Source organism: Pseudomonas sp. DW-iso17 (genome assembly GCF_058725345.1).
Window position 1 is genome coordinate 93563 of sequence record NZ_JBZXEA010000007.1, and the last position, 17505, is coordinate 111067.

The 17505-nt window shown below is 60.5% G+C and carries 16 protein-coding genes; 8 read left to right on the top strand and 8 right to left on the bottom strand.

The genetic code is table 11. The features are described from left to right. Nucleotides 1-129 precede the first annotated feature (129 nt). Nucleotides 130-2439: a hybrid sensor histidine kinase/response regulator gene (locus tag AC4PS6_RS06160; RefSeq protein ID WP_014717682.1), complete on the top strand. Its 2310-nt coding sequence runs from the start codon at nucleotides 130-132 to the stop codon at nucleotides 2437-2439. A 21-nt stretch (nucleotides 2440-2460) separates the two neighbouring features. Here the strand turns inward: AC4PS6_RS06160 and AC4PS6_RS06165 are convergent, their stop codons facing one another. Together AC4PS6_RS06165 and msrB are read right to left on the bottom strand one after the other, a co-directional pair. Further along, entirely contained in the window at nucleotides 2461-2946 is a 486-nt protein-coding gene (locus AC4PS6_RS06165) for a glutathione peroxidase (RefSeq protein WP_014717681.1), read from the bottom strand. A 149-nt stretch (nucleotides 2947-3095) separates the two neighbouring features. Beyond that, complete coding sequence (msrB, locus tag AC4PS6_RS06170; RefSeq protein ID WP_014717680.1) at nucleotides 3096-3488, bottom strand: peptide-methionine (R)-S-oxide reductase MsrB; 393 nt, start codon at nucleotides 3486-3488, stop codon at nucleotides 3096-3098. 202 nt (nucleotides 3489-3690) lie between these two features. On the opposite strand from msrB, the gene AC4PS6_RS06175 reads away from it, so the two are divergent. Together AC4PS6_RS06175 and htpX are read left to right on the top strand one after the other, a co-directional pair. After that, a complete protein-coding gene (locus AC4PS6_RS06175) occupies nucleotides 3691-4902 on the top strand; it encodes a pyridoxal phosphate-dependent aminotransferase (protein ID WP_003209058.1) in 1212 nt (403 codons plus the stop codon). Nucleotides 4903-5206: 304 nt separating this feature from the next. Continuing rightward, nucleotides 5207-6094 (top strand): protease HtpX, encoded by an 888-nt coding sequence (gene htpX / locus AC4PS6_RS06180; RefSeq protein ID WP_003189904.1) that lies wholly within the window; start codon nucleotides 5207-5209, stop codon nucleotides 6092-6094. 90 nt (nucleotides 6095-6184) lie between these two features. Here the strand turns inward: htpX and AC4PS6_RS06185 are convergent, their stop codons facing one another. Next, the gene (locus AC4PS6_RS06185; RefSeq protein WP_492180754.1) at nucleotides 6185-6841 is read right to left on the bottom strand and encodes a thiopurine S-methyltransferase; all 657 of its coding nucleotides are present in this window, start codon (nucleotides 6839-6841) and stop codon (nucleotides 6185-6187) included. Between the two features lie 102 nt (nucleotides 6842-6943). On the opposite strand from AC4PS6_RS06185, the gene AC4PS6_RS06190 reads away from it, so the two are divergent. Next, the gene (locus AC4PS6_RS06190) at nucleotides 6944-7711 is read left to right on the top strand and encodes a DODA-type extradiol aromatic ring-opening family dioxygenase (protein ID WP_336827066.1); all 768 of its coding nucleotides are present in this window, start codon (nucleotides 6944-6946) and stop codon (nucleotides 7709-7711) included. A gap of 193 nt (nucleotides 7712-7904) precedes the next feature. Here AC4PS6_RS06190 and AC4PS6_RS06195 read toward each other — a convergent pair whose 3' ends face one another. Then, nucleotides 7905-9578, bottom strand: a complete 1674-nt coding sequence (locus AC4PS6_RS06195; RefSeq protein WP_014717677.1) for a DEAD/DEAH box helicase — start codon at nucleotides 9576-9578, stop codon at nucleotides 7905-7907. 423 nt (nucleotides 9579-10001) lie between these two features. On the opposite strand from AC4PS6_RS06195, the gene AC4PS6_RS06200 reads away from it, so the two are divergent. Further along, nucleotides 10002-10793 carry a crotonase/enoyl-CoA hydratase family protein gene (locus AC4PS6_RS06200; RefSeq protein ID WP_014717676.1) on the top strand — a complete coding sequence of 264 codons (792 nt, stop codon included), beginning with the start codon at nucleotides 10002-10004 and terminating at the stop codon, nucleotides 10791-10793. 133 nt (nucleotides 10794-10926) lie between these two features. On the opposite strand, the gene AC4PS6_RS06205 is transcribed toward AC4PS6_RS06200, so the two are convergent. Beyond that, a complete protein-coding gene (locus AC4PS6_RS06205; RefSeq protein WP_014717675.1) occupies nucleotides 10927-11682 on the bottom strand; it encodes a spermidine synthase in 756 nt (251 codons plus the stop codon). Between the two features lie 124 nt (nucleotides 11683-11806). On the opposite strand from AC4PS6_RS06205, the gene AC4PS6_RS06210 reads away from it, so the two are divergent. Next, nucleotides 11807-13153, top strand: coding sequence for a class II 3-deoxy-7-phosphoheptulonate synthase (locus AC4PS6_RS06210; RefSeq protein ID WP_019820346.1), 1347 nt, complete (start codon nucleotides 11807-11809; stop codon nucleotides 13151-13153). Nucleotides 13154-13249: 96 nt separating this feature from the next. Here the strand turns inward: AC4PS6_RS06210 and AC4PS6_RS06215 are convergent, their stop codons facing one another. Then, nucleotides 13250-14479, bottom strand: coding sequence for a winged helix-turn-helix domain-containing protein (locus tag AC4PS6_RS06215; protein ID WP_019820345.1), 1230 nt, complete (start codon nucleotides 14477-14479; stop codon nucleotides 13250-13252). Between the two features lie 45 nt (nucleotides 14480-14524). Further along, entirely contained in the window at nucleotides 14525-14731 is a 207-nt protein-coding gene (locus AC4PS6_RS06220) for a DUF1127 domain-containing protein (RefSeq protein ID WP_014717673.1), read from the bottom strand. A 70-nt stretch (nucleotides 14732-14801) separates the two neighbouring features. Here AC4PS6_RS06220 and AC4PS6_RS06225 point away from each other — a divergent pair, with 70 nt between their 5' ends. After that, nucleotides 14802-15683 carry a LysR family transcriptional regulator gene (locus AC4PS6_RS06225; protein ID WP_014717672.1) on the top strand — a complete coding sequence of 294 codons (882 nt, stop codon included), beginning with the start codon at nucleotides 14802-14804 and terminating at the stop codon, nucleotides 15681-15683. On the opposite strand, the gene AC4PS6_RS06230 is transcribed toward AC4PS6_RS06225, so the two are convergent. Then, nucleotides 15673-16422: a sulfite exporter TauE/SafE family protein gene (locus AC4PS6_RS06230; protein WP_032902966.1), complete on the bottom strand. Its 750-nt coding sequence runs from the start codon at nucleotides 16420-16422 to the stop codon at nucleotides 15673-15675. The genes AC4PS6_RS06225 and AC4PS6_RS06230 overlap by 11 nt on opposite strands. A 108-nt stretch (nucleotides 16423-16530) precedes the next feature. Here AC4PS6_RS06230 and AC4PS6_RS06235 point away from each other — a divergent pair, with 108 nt between their 5' ends. Then, nucleotides 16531-17481 carry a LysR family transcriptional regulator gene (locus tag AC4PS6_RS06235; protein WP_102666498.1) on the top strand — a complete coding sequence of 317 codons (951 nt, stop codon included), beginning with the start codon at nucleotides 16531-16533 and terminating at the stop codon, nucleotides 17479-17481. Nucleotides 17482-17505 lie beyond the last annotated feature (24 nt).

Genomic DNA, 17505 nt, shown 5'->3' on the forward strand with positions numbered 1-17505 from the left:
GTATTGGCAACCCTGCGGCACACTGCATGGGCTGCATCAAACAAACGATTCATGCCGGGCAAGCCAAAGCTTGTGGATGTTCAGCTATGCTTGCCGGGCGAAGGGAAACGCTAAGTGGTTCAACACTCGATGGATATCAAGTTCGCCCACCGCTTGTCTTATAAACAAGCCAGATTGACTGTGCTGGTCGGTTTCGTGTTGGGAACCTTGCTCAGCCTGATCCAAATCGGCATTGATTATGCCAGCGAAGACGCATCCATCAACCGTGAAATACGCTCACTGATTGAAATCAGCCATAACCCGGCGTCACGCATCGCCTACAACATCGATGCCGAACTCGCCCAGGAACTGACCCTGGGCCTGCTGCACTCCCCTGCCATCATCCGCGCGCAGTTGATCGACAACAATGGCGTGGTGCTGGCCGACGTCAACCGCCCGCGCAAAGAAAGCAACTATCGGCCCGTCAGCGATTTTCTGTTTGGGGCCAATCGCCAGTTTGAAGACCGGCTGTTTCTCAGCCATATGCCCAACGACTCCCTGGGTGTGCTACGCCTGGACGTCGATACCTATGCCTTTGGCAGCCGTTTCCTGCATCGCGCCGAGATCACCCTGCTCAACGGCTTCGCCCGCAGCCTGCTGCTCACCGGGATTTTGCTGGGCCTGTTCTATGTGATGCTCACCCAACCGCTGGTGCGCATTATTCGCGAACTGAGCACACGCAAACAGGCGCGACTGGATTGCCCCGCAGGGCATGAACACGATGAAATCGGCGTGCTGGTCAATGTCGCTAACCAGCAATTTGAAAACATGGAAACCGAGATCCAGCAACGGCGCCACGCCGAAGACCGCCTCACGGAGTACCTGGGGCAGCTGGAAAATATCGTTTCGGCGCGCACCCTTGAACTCAAGGCCAGCAACCAACGCTTGAGCCAGTCCAACGATGAGCTGGAAGCAGCGAAAATGACGGCGTTGGGCATGGCCCAGGCGCGGGCGGCATTCCTGGCCAATATGAGCCATGAAATCCGCACGCCACTCAATGGGCTGCTGGGCATGATTGCCCTGTCACTGGACAGCCCGCTGACTGCCGAACAGCGCCAGCAACTGTCCATTGCCCATGACTCAGGTAAAGTGCTGGTGGAGTTGCTCAACGATATCCTCGATCTGTCCAAATTCGACGCTGGGCAACTGGAGCTGGAGCATATTCCGTTCGACCTGGGCTCCCTGGTGGAGGACACCGCCAACCTGCTGTCGCAAAACGCGGCGCCGAGTGTTGAGTTGACCTGCCTGATCGACCCGCGATTTCCCGCCCAGGTGATCGGCGACCCAACCCGTGTGCGGCAAATCGTCAGCAACTTGCTCTCCAATGCCTTGAAGTTCACCCGCTTTGGCCGCGTCGACGTGCGCCTGCGCGCCTCGGCAGGCAGGGTCAGCATCGAAGTGTGCGATACCGGCATTGGTATCGCTCAGGAAGCCCAAGTGAAAATTTTCCAACCATTCACCCAGGCCGGCGCTGGCATCACCCGCCAGTTTGGTGGAACGGGATTGGGCCTGGCGTTGACCCATAACCTGTGCGAAGCCATGCAAGGTCGTTTGAGTATCAGCTCGGAGGTGGGCTTTGGCAGCCAGTTCTGCGCCGACCTCCCGCTGCCCGCGCATCTGCCTGCCACACGCTATGCACCGCTCACCGGCGAGGTGATCGCCATCACCAACGCCGGCGGCGGGCTGACGGAGCTGCTCACCACCCTGCTACCCTCTTGGGGGCTGACGCCGCGCTGCTACTCCCAGGACGATGATCTGAGCGGGCTGGCGCCCGACCTGTTGATCACCGACTGCCCTGAATGCCTGTTCCGCTTGCGCCCGGGCATCAGCGCGCCGATTCTGCTGGTCACCGCCTACGGCAACTTTTTGCCCAGCGCTGAAGTCGCGGCCCTGGCGCCGCTGCAGCAACAAGCCCGCCCGTTGAGCCGCAATGCGCTGTACCAGATCCTGCAACGCAACCTGCGCAGCGACGCGCAACTGGTCCTCGATCCGGTGCAGATAGAAGCCGCACCGCTTGCGCACCGCGCGCGCATCCTGCTGGTGGAGGACAACGCGGTCAACCAACTGGTGGCCAAGGGCATGCTCAGCAAGCTCGGGTGCGAGGTGATCGTCGCGGCCCACGGTGGCGAAGCCCTCAAGCTGCTGGAGGATCAGCGCTTCGATATGGTGTTGATGGACTGCAACATGCCCGTGATGGATGGCTATGAGGCCAGCCGACAGATTCGTCGCAGCGGGCGGTGGCCGGACTTGCCCATCGTGGCCTTGACCGCCAACGCGATGGCCGAAGAACGCGAGCGTTGCCGGGCCGCGGGAATGAACGATTACCTGGCCAAGCCGTTTCGCCGGGAAGAACTCAACGCCTTGCTGGAGCTGTGGGTACCGAAGACCATCAGCCTCTGAGGGGTACCCGCAATGCTTAGGTCATTTGAGCAGGGCTTCGATCTCCTGGGTCAAGTCCTGGGGCTTGGTGGTTGGCGCAAAGCGCTTGACCTGCTGGCCATCACGGCCGATGAGGAACTTGGTGAAGTTCCACTTGATGTTCTTGGAACCCAGTAGTCCCGGGGCCTGTTTTTTCAACTGCACGAACAGCGGGTGGGCATCGCTGCCATTGACGTCGATTTTCTTGAACAGCGGAAAACTGACGCCGAAATTCAGCTCGCAGAACTCGGATATCGCGCCTTCGTTGCCCGGTTCCTGCTTGCCGAACTGGTTGCAGGGAAAGCCGAGCACCACCAGGCCCTGGTCCTTGTATTGCTGCCAAAGCTGCTCAAGGCCCTTGTACTGCGGGGTGAAGCCGCATTTGCTGGCGGTGTTGACCACCAAAATGGCCTTGCCGGCAAAATCGGCCAAGGTCTTTTGTTCACCCTTTATGGTGGTGCAAGGGATGCTCAGCAGGGAGTCGCTCATGGCAATGCCTCAGTCAGGAAAAAAGAGCCTTATTTGTAGGAGCGAGCTTGCTCGCGGAAAACTATCAGGCGCCGCGTTCATTCAGAAAAACCCGCGTTATCGTTGACGTTCTTCGCGAGCACGCTCGCTCCTGCAGGGACCATGCAAGCCTAGCGCGGCACCAGCTCCAGGCATACCGAGTTGATGCAGTAGCGCAGGCCCGTCGGCGGCGGACCATCCGGGAACACATGCCCCAGGTGTGCATCACACTTGGCACAGGTGACTTCGGTACGAATCATGCCGTGGCTGACATCGCGGATCTCGACCATCGCGCTGTCGGCAATCGGCTCATAGAAGCTGGGCCAGCCACAGCCGGAATCAAACTTGGCCTTGGAATCGAACAGCGGCTCGTTGCAGCAGATGCAGTGGTAGACGCCGTCGGTCTTGGTGGCGTTGTACTTGCCGCTGAACGGTCGCTCGGTACCCTTGAGACGGCACACGTTGTACTGCTCCGGATCGAGCATCGCCTTCCATTCATCTACAGTTTTCTGCAACTTTTCCATCGGTACACCTCGGCAACTGAAAAACCCTGATCTGTGTCTTTTCCATGGATCAGACGGCACGTATGATTGCGCCTCTTCAAAACGCCAGTCTGGCACCCGCGCCATCGGCATTCAAACGTATTTATGGGTGCGGGCCGTGCAGGCTTCACCCTACGGTAGTGCCTACGCCGTCGGGATCGTTCATTTTCAGGATCACATCGCCATGCAGGTCAGCAAATCGAACAAGCTCGCCAACGTCTGCTATGACATTCGCGGCCCGGTGCTCAAGCACGCCAAACGCCTGGAAGAGGAAGGCCATCGCATCCTCAAGCTGAACATTGGCAACCCGGCGCCGTTTGGTTTCGAAGCGCCGGACGAAATCCTCCAGGATGTGATCCGCAACCTGCCGACCGCCCAGGGCTACAGCGACTCCAAAGGCCTGTTCAGCGCGCGCAAGGCGGTGATGCAGTACTACCAGCAGAAGCAGGTCGAAGGTGTCGGCATCGAGGACATCTACCTGGGCAACGGCGTGTCCGAGCTGATCGTGATGTCCATGCAGGCATTGCTCAACAACGGCGATGAAGTCCTGGTGCCAGCCCCGGATTACCCGCTGTGGACCGCCGCCGTGACCTTGGCGGGCGGCCACCCGGTGCATTACCTGTGTGATGAGGGCGCCGACTGGTTCCCGGACCTGGCCGACATCAAGGCCAAGATCACTCCCAACACCAAGGCTCTGGTGATCATCAACCCGAACAACCCCACCGGCGCCGTGTACTCCAGGGAAGTATTGCTGGGCATGCTGGAACTGGCGCGTCAGCACAACCTGGTGGTGTTCTCCGACGAGATCTACGACAAGATCCTCTATGATGACGCCGTGCATATCTGCACCGCCTCCCTGGCCCCGGACCTGCTGTGCCTGACCTTCAATGGCCTGTCCAAGTCCTACCGCGTGGCGGGTTTCCGCTCCGGCTGGATCGCCATCTCCGGGCCCAAGCACAATGCGCAAAGCTATATAGAAGGCATCGACATGCTGGCCAACATGCGCCTGTGCGCCAACGTACCGAGCCAGCACGCGATCCAGACCGCCCTCGGCGGCTACCAGAGCATCAATGACCTGGTCTTGCCTCAAGGCCGCCTGCTGGAGCAGCGTAACCGCACCTGGGAGTTGCTCAACGCTATCCCCGGCGTGAGCTGTGTGAAGCCCATGGGTGCGCTCTATGCGTTCCCGCGGATCGACCCGAAAGTCTGCCCGATCCTCAACGATGAGAAGTTCGTGCTCGACCTGCTGCTGTCGGAAAAACTGCTGGTCGTGCAAGGTACCGCCTTCAACTGGCCATGGCCGGATCACTTCCGCGTAGTGACCTTGCCACGCGTGGATGACCTGGAAATGGCCATTGGTCGCATCGGCAACTTCCTGAAGTCCTATCGCCAGTAAGGCCATTGACGCTGTACGACTCACTTGGGGTCGTACAGCGATTATCTGGCAACACTTCTGCGTCACTTACTTGCGGTTGTACTTCATTTGGCCCCTGCCGAGGACGTACCCCTTATAATCACGGGGCGGCGAGGTAGTATCGGGTTGATAAGGGCTGACGATACAGGTCGGAAAATCCCTTCAAGGCCCTACGCCCGAGGCGTAGGACACAGTTTGAAATAGTCCCCCGGTTGAATCACCCCATGCCGCACCTTATATACCCCGCAGTGAGCGACATATTAAGCATGAGGAGAATTCTACAACCATGATGCGCATCCTGCTGTTCTTGGCCACTAACCTGGCGGTCGTACTGATTGCCAGCGTCACCCTGAGCCTTTTTGGCTTCAACGGGTTCATGGCGGCCAATGGGGTTGATCTGAACCTCAATCAGCTGCTGATTTTCTGTGCGGTCTTTGGTTTTGCCGGTTCGCTGTTTTCGCTGTTCATCTCCAAGTGGATGGCGAAGATGAGCACCAGCACCCAGATCATCACTCAACCCCGCACTCGCCATGAACAATGGCTGATGCAAACCGTGGAACAGTTGTCTCAAGAAGCCGGCATCAAAATGCCCGAAGTGGGGATCTTTCCGGCTTATGAGGCCAACGCCTTTGCGACCGGCTGGAACAAGAACGACGCGCTGGTGGCCGTGAGCCAGGGCCTGCTGGAGCGGTTTTCGCCCGATGAAGTCAAGGCGGTGCTGGCCCACGAGATCGGTCACGTGGCCAACGGCGACATGGTCACCCTGGCGCTGGTACAGGGCGTGGTGAACACCTTCGTGATGTTCTTCGCGCGGATCATCGGCAACTTCGTCGACAAGGTCATCTTCAAGAACGAAGAAGGCCGCGGCATTGCCTACTTCGTGGCGACCATTTTCGCCGAGTTGGTCCTGGGCTTCCTGGCCAGCGCCATCGTGATGTGGTTCTCGCGCAAACGCGAGTTCCGCGCCGACGAAGCCGGCGCACGCCTGGCGGGCACCAGCGCAATGATCGGCGCGCTGCAACGCTTGCGCTCTGAACAGGGCCTGCCGGTGCATATGCCCGACAGCCTGACCGCCTTCGGCATTAACGGCGGCATCAAGCAGGGCCTGGCTCGCCTGTTCATGAGCCACCCGCCGCTGGAAGAGCGGATTGACGCATTGCGTCGCCGCGGCTGATAGCCGGATGACTCGACAAGGGGCGATCTAATCGCCCCTTTTTTGTGCCTGCTGATTTCCCCGCTCGCGCCTACAAAAGGAAAAGGCCTTTTAGAGCCTGGTCAGCCGATAAGCACGCTCTTCAAGGCGAGTCACTCCGTCCTGCACGAACTTCCAGCTCTCCCCCAGGATGTCTCGCTCCTCCAGCCGCTCCAACGCCCAATGCGGTGCTAGCAGCACCTGCACTTCCTCGTCCGAGACAGCAAAGGGTGGGCCGGCTTTCTGCGCCTGGTCGTAATCGAGGGTAACCAGCAACCCCTGGCAGCTTGACGGCAGCAAGGCATTCAGGTGCTCGGCGTATTGCGCACGCATCAGCGGAGGCAATGCAATCAACGCGGCGCGATCATATACGCCGCGGCAACCGACCAGCGCCTGCGTATCCAGGCTGAAGAAATCGCCACACCACAGTTCGATCTGGCCCGCCTGGTAGACCTTGAAGACGCCCTTATGACTGACGTGCGGCACCAGCCCCTGCTCGCTGAAGAACGCCTCAACCGCCTGCTCCGACAGCTCCACGCCCATTACCGGGTACCCCTGGCTCTCGAGCCATACCAAGTCCAGGCTTTTGCCACACAACGGCACCAGCACCTTTGCCCCCTCGGGCAACCCCAACACGGGCCAGTGCCGTCGCAAGTAGGGATTGACCTCGCGCTGATGGAAACCGATCTGATTGCTCGCCCAGCGGTCCTGCCAAAATTCAGGCTGCATGAATCACTCCGAAAATTCGATCAAAAGGCGCTAAAACTTATATTAGATTTAGATCAATGATCTGATTGAAGATGGCGTTATCTTAACCCTCAGGACCCGCTCATGCTCCCCAGCCTGTTTATCTCCCACGGCTCGCCCATGCTGGCCTTGCAACCCGGCGCCAGTGGCCCCGCGCTACAGCGCCTGGCTGCCGAGCTACCCCGCCCCAAAGCCATTGTGGTGGTGTCGGCGCATTGGGAAAGCCCGGAACTGCTGGTCAGCGGCGGTACTGCACCGGAAACCTGGCACGACTTTGGCGGCTTTGCGCGCGAGTTGTTTGCGGTGCAATACCCCGCGCCGGGTGACCCACAGCTGGCCAGTGAGATCGTCGAGCTGCTGCACGCCGACGGTCTGGCTGCACGTATTGACGAGCAACGTCCCTTCGACCACGGCACCTGGGTCCCGCTGTCGCTGATGTATCCGGCAGCAGACCTTCCAGTGGTACAAGTTTCCTTGCCCAGCCGCCTGGGCCCCGCCCTGCAAACCCAGGTCGGGCATGCGCTCGCCAGCCTGCGCGAACAGGGCGTGCTGTTGATCGGCTCCGGCAGCATCACTCATAACCTGGGCGAACTGGATTGGCGCGCCGGGCCGGAAACGATCACCCCGTGGGCGCGGGAGTTTCGCGACTGGGTGGTCGAAAAACTGGCGACCAATGACGACGCCGCCTTGCATGACTATCGGCGCCAGGCGCCACATGCCGTGCGCAACCATCCCAGCGATGAGCATTTGCTGCCGCTGTACTTTGCGCGGGGTGCCGGGGGTGATTTCAGTGTGGCGCATCAGGGCTTCACTCTGGGCGCCCTGGGCATGGATATCTATCGTTTTGGCTGACACCGCCACATCTGTGGGAGCTGGCTTGCCTGCGATAGCGGTGTATCAGTCACACACTGGCTTGCTGACTCACCGTTATCGCAGGCAAGCCAGCTCCCACAGTTGATCGCCTCGGAGACTAAAACATGAGGCAAAAAAAATCCCCGAACCAGTCGGGGATTTTTTATGTGCGATCAATCAGCCCAAGGGCAGATCAATCTTCGCGGTAGCGACGCAGCTTGAGCTGCTTACCGGCAACGCGAGTGTCTTTGAGCTTGGCCAGCAGTTTTTCCAGGCCGTCTTCCGGCAGCTCCACCAGGGAGAAGCTGTCACGCACCTGGATGCGACCGATGGCTTCACGTGCCAGGCCACCCTCGTTGAGGATAGCACCCAGCAGGTTCTTGGCCGCGATACCATCACGCGCACCCAGCGCGGTACGGCAACGAGCACGGCCTTCAGCCAAAGGCACTGGAGCGCGACGCTCGCGATCACCACGGTCTGGACGGTCGCCGGAACGCTCTGGACGATCACCGCGTGGCGCGCTGTTCGGAACCAGTGGACGTTCTTTTTCGATGGCTGCCAGGGTCAGGGCCTGACCATTGGTAGCTTTGCGCAGCAGAGCTGCAGCCAGGGCACGCGGGGTGCAACCGATATCGGCAGTCAGGCGGTCCAGCAGGTCGCCGTGGGTCGATTCAGCGTCTGCCACCAGTGGCGCCAGGCTGTTGGTCAGTTTCTTGATGCGCGCATCGAGAACGGCCTGGGCATCCGGCAGGCGGACTTCGGCAACTTTCTGGCCGGTAACACGCTCGATCACTTGCAGCATGCGGCGCTCACGTGGAGTCACCAGCAGCAATGCACGGCCTTCGCGACCGGCACGGCCGGTACGGCCGATACGGTGAACGTAGGACTCTGGATCGTAAGGCATGTCAACGTTGAACACGTGGGTGATACGTGGAACGTCGAGGCCACGGGCGGCAACGTCGGTCGCTACAACGATGTCCAGACGGCCATCCTTGAGGGAGTCGATCACGCGCTCACGCTGGTTCTGGGCAATGTCACCGTTCAGCGCAGCGGCTTTGTAGCCTTTGGCTTCCAGGGCGCTGGCCAGGTCCAGGGTCGCTTGCTTGGTGCGCACGAACATGATCAGCGCGTCGAAGTCTTCGACTTCCAGCAGGCTCAATACAGCCGAGGTCTTCTGGTCAGCGTGAACCAACAGGTGAGCCTGTTCGATCGCGGTAACGGTCTGGGTCTTGGTCTGGATCTTCACGTGCTCCGGATCGCGCAGGTGGCGTTCGGCAATGGCACGGATGGACTGCGGCAGGGTAGCCGAGAACAGTACGGTCTGACGGGTCGCTGGCAGCGCCTTGAAGATGACTTCCAGGTCATCCATGAAGCCCAGCTTCAACATTTCGTCAGCTTCGTCCAGAACCAGGTGGTTCACGGTCGACAGGACTTTTTCGTCACGACGCAGGTGGTCGCACAGACGGCCCGGAGTGGCGACAACGATCTGTGCGCCATTACGGATTGCCTTGAGTTGTGGGCCCATAGGCGCGCCGCCGTAAACGGCCACAACAGTTACACCCGGCATTTGCTTGGCGTAGGTTTCAAAGGCGGTTGCTACTTGCAGCGCCAACTCACGGGTTGGCGCCAGGATCAGGGCTTGCGGCTCGCGCTTGGCAGGATCGATGCAGTGCAGAATAGGCAGGGCGAACGCGGCAGTTTTGCCGGTACCGGTTTGCGCCTGGCCAATCATGTCCTTACCGGCCATGATGATCGGGATCGATTGCTGCTGAATCGCCGAAGGTTCTTCGTAGCCGGTCGCTGCGACGGCTGCAAGAATATTCGGGTTAAGATTAAAAGCGGCGAAGCCGCCGGTTTCCTGGGTCATGGGTCTGCCTCTAAGTGCATCCGCAAAGACCCATGCTCCAAAGCTGCGCATGCCGTGTTGAGACTCAAGAGTCGCCCTGGCTGCTTTGTCGGCGGGGATTTGCGAAAACGAATGAATGAAAAAGATTCGTCAAGGAAGAGTCCGCTGTGCGGACGTGCAGCCGAAGCTGACTTCGGGGAATTGCGCTACCTAAACGCGGCCCGGTTAAAGGCCGGCGCGCACTATACCGGAAATAGCTGAAAAAGGGAGCTTTTTTTATCGCCAGGCACCGATAAACCGCACTGCATCACGCGCTTTGCAGATCCGTGCGCCAGGGTCTATTTTTCAAAGGCCCGGCCCTGTTGGTCATCGAGCTTAAACGGTTCACCCACCCGCTGAGACCCTTTGGTCTGAAACCTTACCCGCGCCCCGAGGGCACACCCCATGAATCAAGCCAGCAGTAGCCGTGTCAGCCGCGCACTTGAGGGTCATGTTCTATTGCTGGGCCTGGACCGTGTGGCCAAGCGCAACGCCTTCGACCTGGATTTGCTCAATGCGCTGAGCCTGGCCTACGGCGAATTTGATCGAAACGATGACGCACGGGTGGCCGTGGTGTTTGCCCATGGCGACCACTTCACGGCCGGGCTGGACCTGGCCAATGTCAGCAGCGTGATGGCGGGTGGCTGGCAACCGCCGCTGGGAGGGTGCGACCCGTGGGGGGTGTTTGCCGGCCCGCGCGTGAGCAAGCCGGTGATCGTCGCCGCCCAGGGTTATTGCCTGACGATCGGTATCGAATTGATGCTGGCGGCGGATATCAACCTCTGCGCCAGCAATACCCGCTTTGCCCAGATGGAGGTGCAACGCGGGATCTTCCCGTTTGGCGGCGCGACATTGCGCTTTCATCAGATTGCCGGCTGGGGCAATGCGATGCGCTGGCTGCTCACCGGCGACGAGTTCGACGCCCATGAAGCCCTGCGCCTGGGGTTGGTGCAGGAAGTGATGGCCAGTGAAGACCTGTTGCCCCGCGCCATCGAGTTGGCCAACCGCATTGCGCGCCAGGCACCGCTGGGTGTACAGGCCACGTTGATGTCGGCACGGCTGGCGCGTATGGAGGGTGAGGCTGTGGCAGCCGCCGCGCTGCCGCCCATGGTGGATAAACTGCTCAACAGTGAAGATGCCAAGGAGGGTGTTCGGGCGATGGTCGAGAAGCGGCCGGGGGTGTTCAAGGGGATTTGAACGAACTGAATTAGCGGTCGGCAGTGAGGGCCTCTTCGCGAGCAAGCCCGCTCCCACAGTTGAATTGCATGCTCTGTTGAAATGCAATCCCCTGTGGGAGCGGGCCTGCCCGCGAAAGCGTCCGAACTGGCAACTAAGTTGCCGGCCGAATCGCCTTGATCAACGGCTGCAACGAGTACCCCAAGCGCGGCGCCAAAGCTTCGGCGCGGGCTGACAGCGCCTCCAGGTCCAGCACCTGATCCAGCTCCGAAGGCACCAACAGAATCACATTGCCCTCCTTCACCGGCAGCTCCCAGTAATGCCGGTGGTACAACCCACGCAACAACGCCGCCCCCAACGGCTTGCCATCATCGGTGGCCCATTGGTTGATCACCAGCCAGCCGCCGGGGTTGAGTTTCTTCTGACAGTTTTCCAGGAAGGTCCAGGCCAGATGCCCCACGCCCGGGCCGACATCGGTGTAGAGGTCGACGAAAATCAAATCGGCCGATTCGGCACTGTCGAGCAATTGCAACGCGTCGCCAATGCGGATGTACAAGCGCGGGTCGTCATCCAGCCCCAGATATTCGATGGCTAGGCGCGGCACATCAGGGCGCAGCTCAATGGCTTCGACATCTTCCAGCGCCAGGAACTTGAGGCACGCCTGGGTCAACGTGCCCGCGCCCAGGCCGAGAAACAATGCACTCTCCGGCTGTTCATGGCACAACGCGCCGATCAGCATGGCGCGGGTGTAGTCGTACTCCAGCCAGCTCGGGTCAGCAGTGAACACACAGCTTTGCTCGATGGCGTCGCCAAATTCGAGAAAGCGGTAATCAGCCACTTCAAGCACACGGATCATGCCGAATTCATCATGGACTTCGGCCAGCAGGTGCTCGACACGCTCCTCGCTCATCACTACTCCTAAAAGGGTCTGCTGCACGGCAAAGGCGCGATTGTCGGCCAAGCGGCAGCAACAGGTCACGCACTAATTGCTGCTAACATTGACGCCCGAACATCCACCCGCAAACGAGTTCATGATGAGCCAACCCTGGAGCCCCGATAGCTGGCGAGCCCTGCCGATCCAGCAGCAACCCCAATACCCGGACGCTGCACACTTGCTGCAAGTGGAGCAGAGCCTGGCGAGCTACCCGCCCCTGGTGTTTGCCGGGGAAGCCCGCGAATTGCGCCGTCAGTTTGCCGAAGTGACCCAAGGTCGTGCGTTCCTGCTGCAAGGCGGTGATTGCGCCGAGAGCTTTGCCGAGTTTTCCGCCGCGAAGATTCGCGACACCTTCAAGGTGCTGCTGCAGATGGCCATTGTCATGACCTTCGCTGCCGGTTGCCCGGTGGTGAAAGTCGGGCGCATGGCCGGCCAGTTCGCCAAGCCACGCTCGGCCAACGATGAAACCATCGACGGCATCACCCTCCCCGCCTACCGGGGCGATATCGTCAACGGCATCGGCTTCGACGAAAAAAGCCGCGTGCCAGATCCGGACCGCCTGTTGCAGTCCTACCACCAGTCCACCGCCACCCTCAACCTGCTGCGCGCCTTTGCCCAGGGCGGTTTCGCTGACCTGCACCAGGTGCACAAGTGGAACCTGGATTTCATCGCCAACTCCGCGCTCGCCGAGAAGTACAGCCAACTGGCCGACCGCATCGACGAAACCCTGGCCTTCATGCGCGCTTGTGGCATGGACAGCTCGCCGCAATTGCGCGAAACCAGCTTCTTCACCGCCCACGAAGCATTGCTGCTCAACTATGAACAGGCCTTCGTGCGCCGCGATAGCCTGACCAACGACTACTACGACTGCTCGGCGCATATGTTGTGGATCGGCGACCGCACCCGTCAGTTGGACGGCGCCCATGTCGAGTTCCTGCGCGGAGTGAACAACCCGATCGGCGTGAAAGTCGGACCTAGCATGAACCCGGACGACCTGACCCGCCTGATCGACATCCTCAACCCGGATAACGACCCTGGCCGCCTCAACCTCATCGCCCGTATGGGGGCAGGCAAGGTCGGCGACCATTTGCCCAACCTGATCCGCGCCGTGCAGCGCGAGGGCAAGCAAGTGCTGTGGAGCTGCGACCCGATGCACGGCAATACCATCAAGGCCAGCAGCGGCTACAAGACCCGCGACTTTGCGCAGATCCTTGGCGAAGTGAAGGATTTCTTCCAAGTGCACCAGGCAGAAGGCACCTATGCTGGCGGGATCCATATCGAGATGACCGGGCAGAACGTCACCGAATGCATCGGCGGCGCACGGCCGATCACCGAAGATGGCCTGTCGGACCGTTATCACACCCATTGCGACCCACGGATGAATGCCGATCAATCGCTGGAGTTGGCGTTTCTGATTGCAGAGACCTTGAAACAGGTAAAGCGCTGACGTTTTAGCGACGGGGATGACGCCATCGCGGGCAAGCCCGGCTCCCACATTTGAACGCGTTTCTCTGTGGGAGCCGGGCTTGCCCGCGATAGAGGTTTAAAGGTTGGTATCCCGGTTCGGCATCGCTGCCCTTAACCGAGCAGCACTGGGCCGCTGGCAATTGAGCTGGATCTGTTCCAGCCCTAGCCAGTCGGCCATCTTTCGCAGGTTCAAGGCCAGCGCCAACATACCTTCCTCATCCAGCCCAGGTTCTTCCTCGTGCACTGCATGCACGGCCAGGCGCCCATGGGCACGCTCGGCCCGCAGGTCGACGCGTGCGGCAATGCGTTCGTTGTGGAGAAACGGCAGGACGTAATAGCCGTACACGCGTCTTTCTTGCGGCGTGTAGATCTCCAGGCGATAGCGAAAGTCGAACAAGCGCTCGGTGCGGCTGCGCTCCCATATCAGCGAATCGAACGGCGACAACAATGCACTGGCCGGCACGTTGCGCGGCAGTTTGGGCGCCGCCAGGCAATACGCTGGTTGTTTCCAGCCCCGCACCTGGCACGCCAGCAGTTGCCCATCCTCAACCAGCTCGGCCAAGCGGTTGCGGCTGTCGGCGGGGTCGAGGCGGAAATAATCGCGCAGGTCTTTTTCGGTGGCGACACCCAATGCAGTCGCACTGTGCAACAGCAAGCCACGCTGCGCTTCACCTTCACTCATGGAGACCCTGAGCACCTCTGCGGGAATAACACGCTCGGGCAGATCATAAAGCCGCTCAAACCCTCGACGACCGGCAACCGTGACCAGGCCAGCGGCGAACAGCCATTCCAGCGCGTGCTTTTCATCACTCCAATCCCACCAGGGTCCGGCACGCTCCTCGCGGGTCGACAAGCTACCCGCCCCCAAGGCGCCCTGCTGTTCGACGGTGCGCAACACGCGTTGGATCGTCGCCTGCTGTTCACGGCCAAAACGTGCCATTTGCGCATAAATCCCCCGCCCTTGCCGGGCGCGCTCCATGCGCCAACCCATCATCGGATACAGCGCCATGGGCAGCAGCGATGCCTCATGCCCCCAGTATTCGAACAGTGAGCGTCGCCGCCCCTGGCTCCAGGCGGCCTGCTCAAGGATCGACGGGGAATAAGAACCAAGGCGGGAAAACACCGGCAGATAGTGAGAACGCACCAGCGCATTGACCGAGTCGATCTGTAAAACGCCCAGGCGTTCGATCAAGCGGTTGAGGTGCGCAGCCTTTATCTGTGCAGGCGCCTGGCGCCCGGAAAATCCCTGGGCAGCCAGCGCCATGCGTCGAGCTTGCTTGAGTGAAAAACACAGGTCGGCGGGCATGGCAATCTCCATAGAAGCTCGCCCCCTACCCTACTGCATCCGCGCTTATTTTCGCAGCGGGTCTTCCCAGAAATGCCGATGGCTTTCCTGCGCGACGTCGGCGCGATTGAGCCCGATGTCCTTGAGGGCGTCATCGCTCAGGGTCGCCAGCATCTGACGCTCCTGATGCAACAGCTGCCAACGCGCGAATGTGTGAAACAGCCCGGCAAACGGCCATTTATCCGTCGATATGAAACCTTTTTGACCTTTCATCTTCTCGCCCTCCAGTGGGGATGACGACAGTGTGTGCCCGGCATTATGATCAATCCAACGAATGTTTCTTATGCATTACATCTCGGAGATTGATCAATTGTCCGCCTATCCCAGCATCGACACTGATGTGCTGCGCACCTTCGTCGCCATTGCCGACCAGGGCGGTTTCACCCGCGCCGGCGAGCAGGTCAACCGCACTCAATCGGCGGTGAGCATGCAGATGAAGCGCCTGGAAGAAGACGTGTTGCAGCGCAAACTGTTCGAGCGCGATGGCCGCCAGGTACGGCTCACGCCCGAAGGCCAGGTGCTGTTGGGTTATGCGCGGCGCATCCTGAAATTGCACAGCGAAGTGTTCAATACCCTGCGCGAGCCGCATATGGTGGGGTTGGTGCGTATCGGCACGCCGGATGACTACGTGATGCGCTTTCTGCCAGGCATCCTCAAGCAATTTTCCAAAGCCTACCCACTGATCCAGATCGAAATGCACTGCGAAGCATCGACCGTATTGATGCAACGGCGGGACCTGGCGTTGACCGTAATCAGCCGCGAGCCCGGCAATGATCTGGGTGAGTTATTGCGTACCGAGCGCATGGTGTGGGCAGCATCACCGTGCTTTTGTGTGGAGGAGCACGATGCCCTGCCCCTGGCGGTGTCCGGCGACGAGTGCCTGTACACCCATTGGGCACGGGCCGCACTGGAGGCGGCCGGGCGAGATTATCGCCTGGCCTATCACAGCTCTAACGGAGCAGCGATCCTGGCAGTGGTCAGTGCAGGCCTGGCGGCGATGGTCAGCATGGAAAGCCTGGTCACCGACGACCTGCGAGTGCTCGGCAGCGACGAAGGCTTCCCGCCTTTACCGTCGATGAACCTGCGCTTGCTGCGTAACCCGCAGATGACCTCGCCGATCACCGAATGCCTGGCGGACTACATCGTCGAAGGCTTCAAACTTTAAAGGTCAGCATCAGCGCGCACACCACCAAGAAGCCACAGAAGAGGCCGCGCAACAGACGTTCTGGCAAGGCATGCGCCACTTTCACGCCCCAACTGATACTCAGCAGGCCCCCCACCGCCAGTGGCAGGCCGATCATCCAGTCCACCTCGTGGTGCCAGGCATAGGTGACCAGGGTCACACCGGTGCTGGGCAACGCCAAGGCCAACGACAAGCCTTGGGCGACCACTTGAGTAGTGCCGAAGACACTGGTGAGTACCGGCGTGGCGACCACCGCGCCGCCGACCCCGAACAGCCCGCCCATGGAACCGGATGCCGCGCCCAAGACGCCAAGCCAGGGCCAGGAATAACGCATTTGTGCGGTGGGCGGCGCATTGCGAGTGAACATGCGCAGCAGGTTGTAGGCAGACAACGCCACCAAGAACGCAATAAAACCGATGCGCATGGCGCCCGCATCCAGGCCCACCGCCCAGATCGATCCCAGCCAGGCAAAGCAAAAGCCGGTCACACCCAGGGGTAAAGCGTGACGCAACTCGATGCGGTTACGCTGATGATAGCGCCACAGCGCGAGCATCACATTCGGCACGACCATCACCAAGGCGGTACCTTGGGCAATCTGCTGATCCAGGCCGAACAACACGCCCAGCACCGGGATGGCAATCAGCCCACCACCAATGCCAAACAGCCCACCTACAGTGCCCAACGCCGCACCCAATGCCAGGTACATCACTAAATCCCACACCGCTCGGTACTCCGCAATTTCATGCTTGGCATGCTACGCAGTCGACCCTGGCGCGGAAACGCACAGCAACGCACAATGGCTGTGCCAATCTCGCATAAGCGTTGAGCTATGAACCCCAACACCCTGACCGACCAACTGAGCCTGTTTCTCGACGTAATGGAAGCCGGCAGTTTTTCCGCCGCCGCGCGCCTCCATCCGCTGACACCTTCAGCCGTGGCCCGGCGCATCGACAGCCTGGAAAGCTCCGTGGGTAGCCGCCTGTTCCAACGCAGCACCCATGCGGTGGTGCCCACCTCCGCAGGCCTGGCCTTTGCCGAGCGGGCGCGACGGATTGTCAGCGAGTTGCAGCTGGCACGGGCAGAGGCGGTCTCGCTGAGCCATGCGCCGGAGGGGTTGATCCGGGTCGATGCGCCCGCAGCATTCGGCCGCCGGCACCTGGCGCCGGTCATTGCGGATTTTTTGAGCCTGTATCCAGGCCTGGACGTGCACCTGCACTTGATCGACAGCTTTGTCGATATGCACGGCGCGCATCTGGGCAAGGTCGACCTGGTTCTGCGCGCAGGGCATATTGTCGACACCCGACTGGTCGCTACGCCGCTGGCGAGTATCGTGCGTATCGCCTGTGCCAGCCCCGCGTACCTGAAAAGCCGTGGCACGCCGGCCCATCCTCGAGAGCTGAGCGAACATGACGGCCTGGACTGGGACGGGCTGGCGCCAATGTTCGCCTGGCGCTTCGAACTGGACGGGCGCCGCACCACCTATCGCCCGCGACGCATCCGCATGAGTGCCAACAACGCCGAAGCCCTGCTCTCGGGCGCACTGGCCGGGCTGGGCATCGCTCACTTGCCGACCTGGTTGGCCAGTGAATACCTGGTGCGCGGCGAATTGTTGCCGCTGTTTTGTGAAGACGGTTTGCCCAGTCCGGAAACCGCAGGCATTTATGCGCTGCGCCTGGAGCAACAGCCCAATGCACGCAGCCGATTGTTGCTTGAATACCTCAAATCCCGTTTCAGCCCGGTGCCGCCCTGGGATCTGGCATTGCAAAGTGGCTTGGTCTGACGCCTACGGCAAGAATTACCTGGC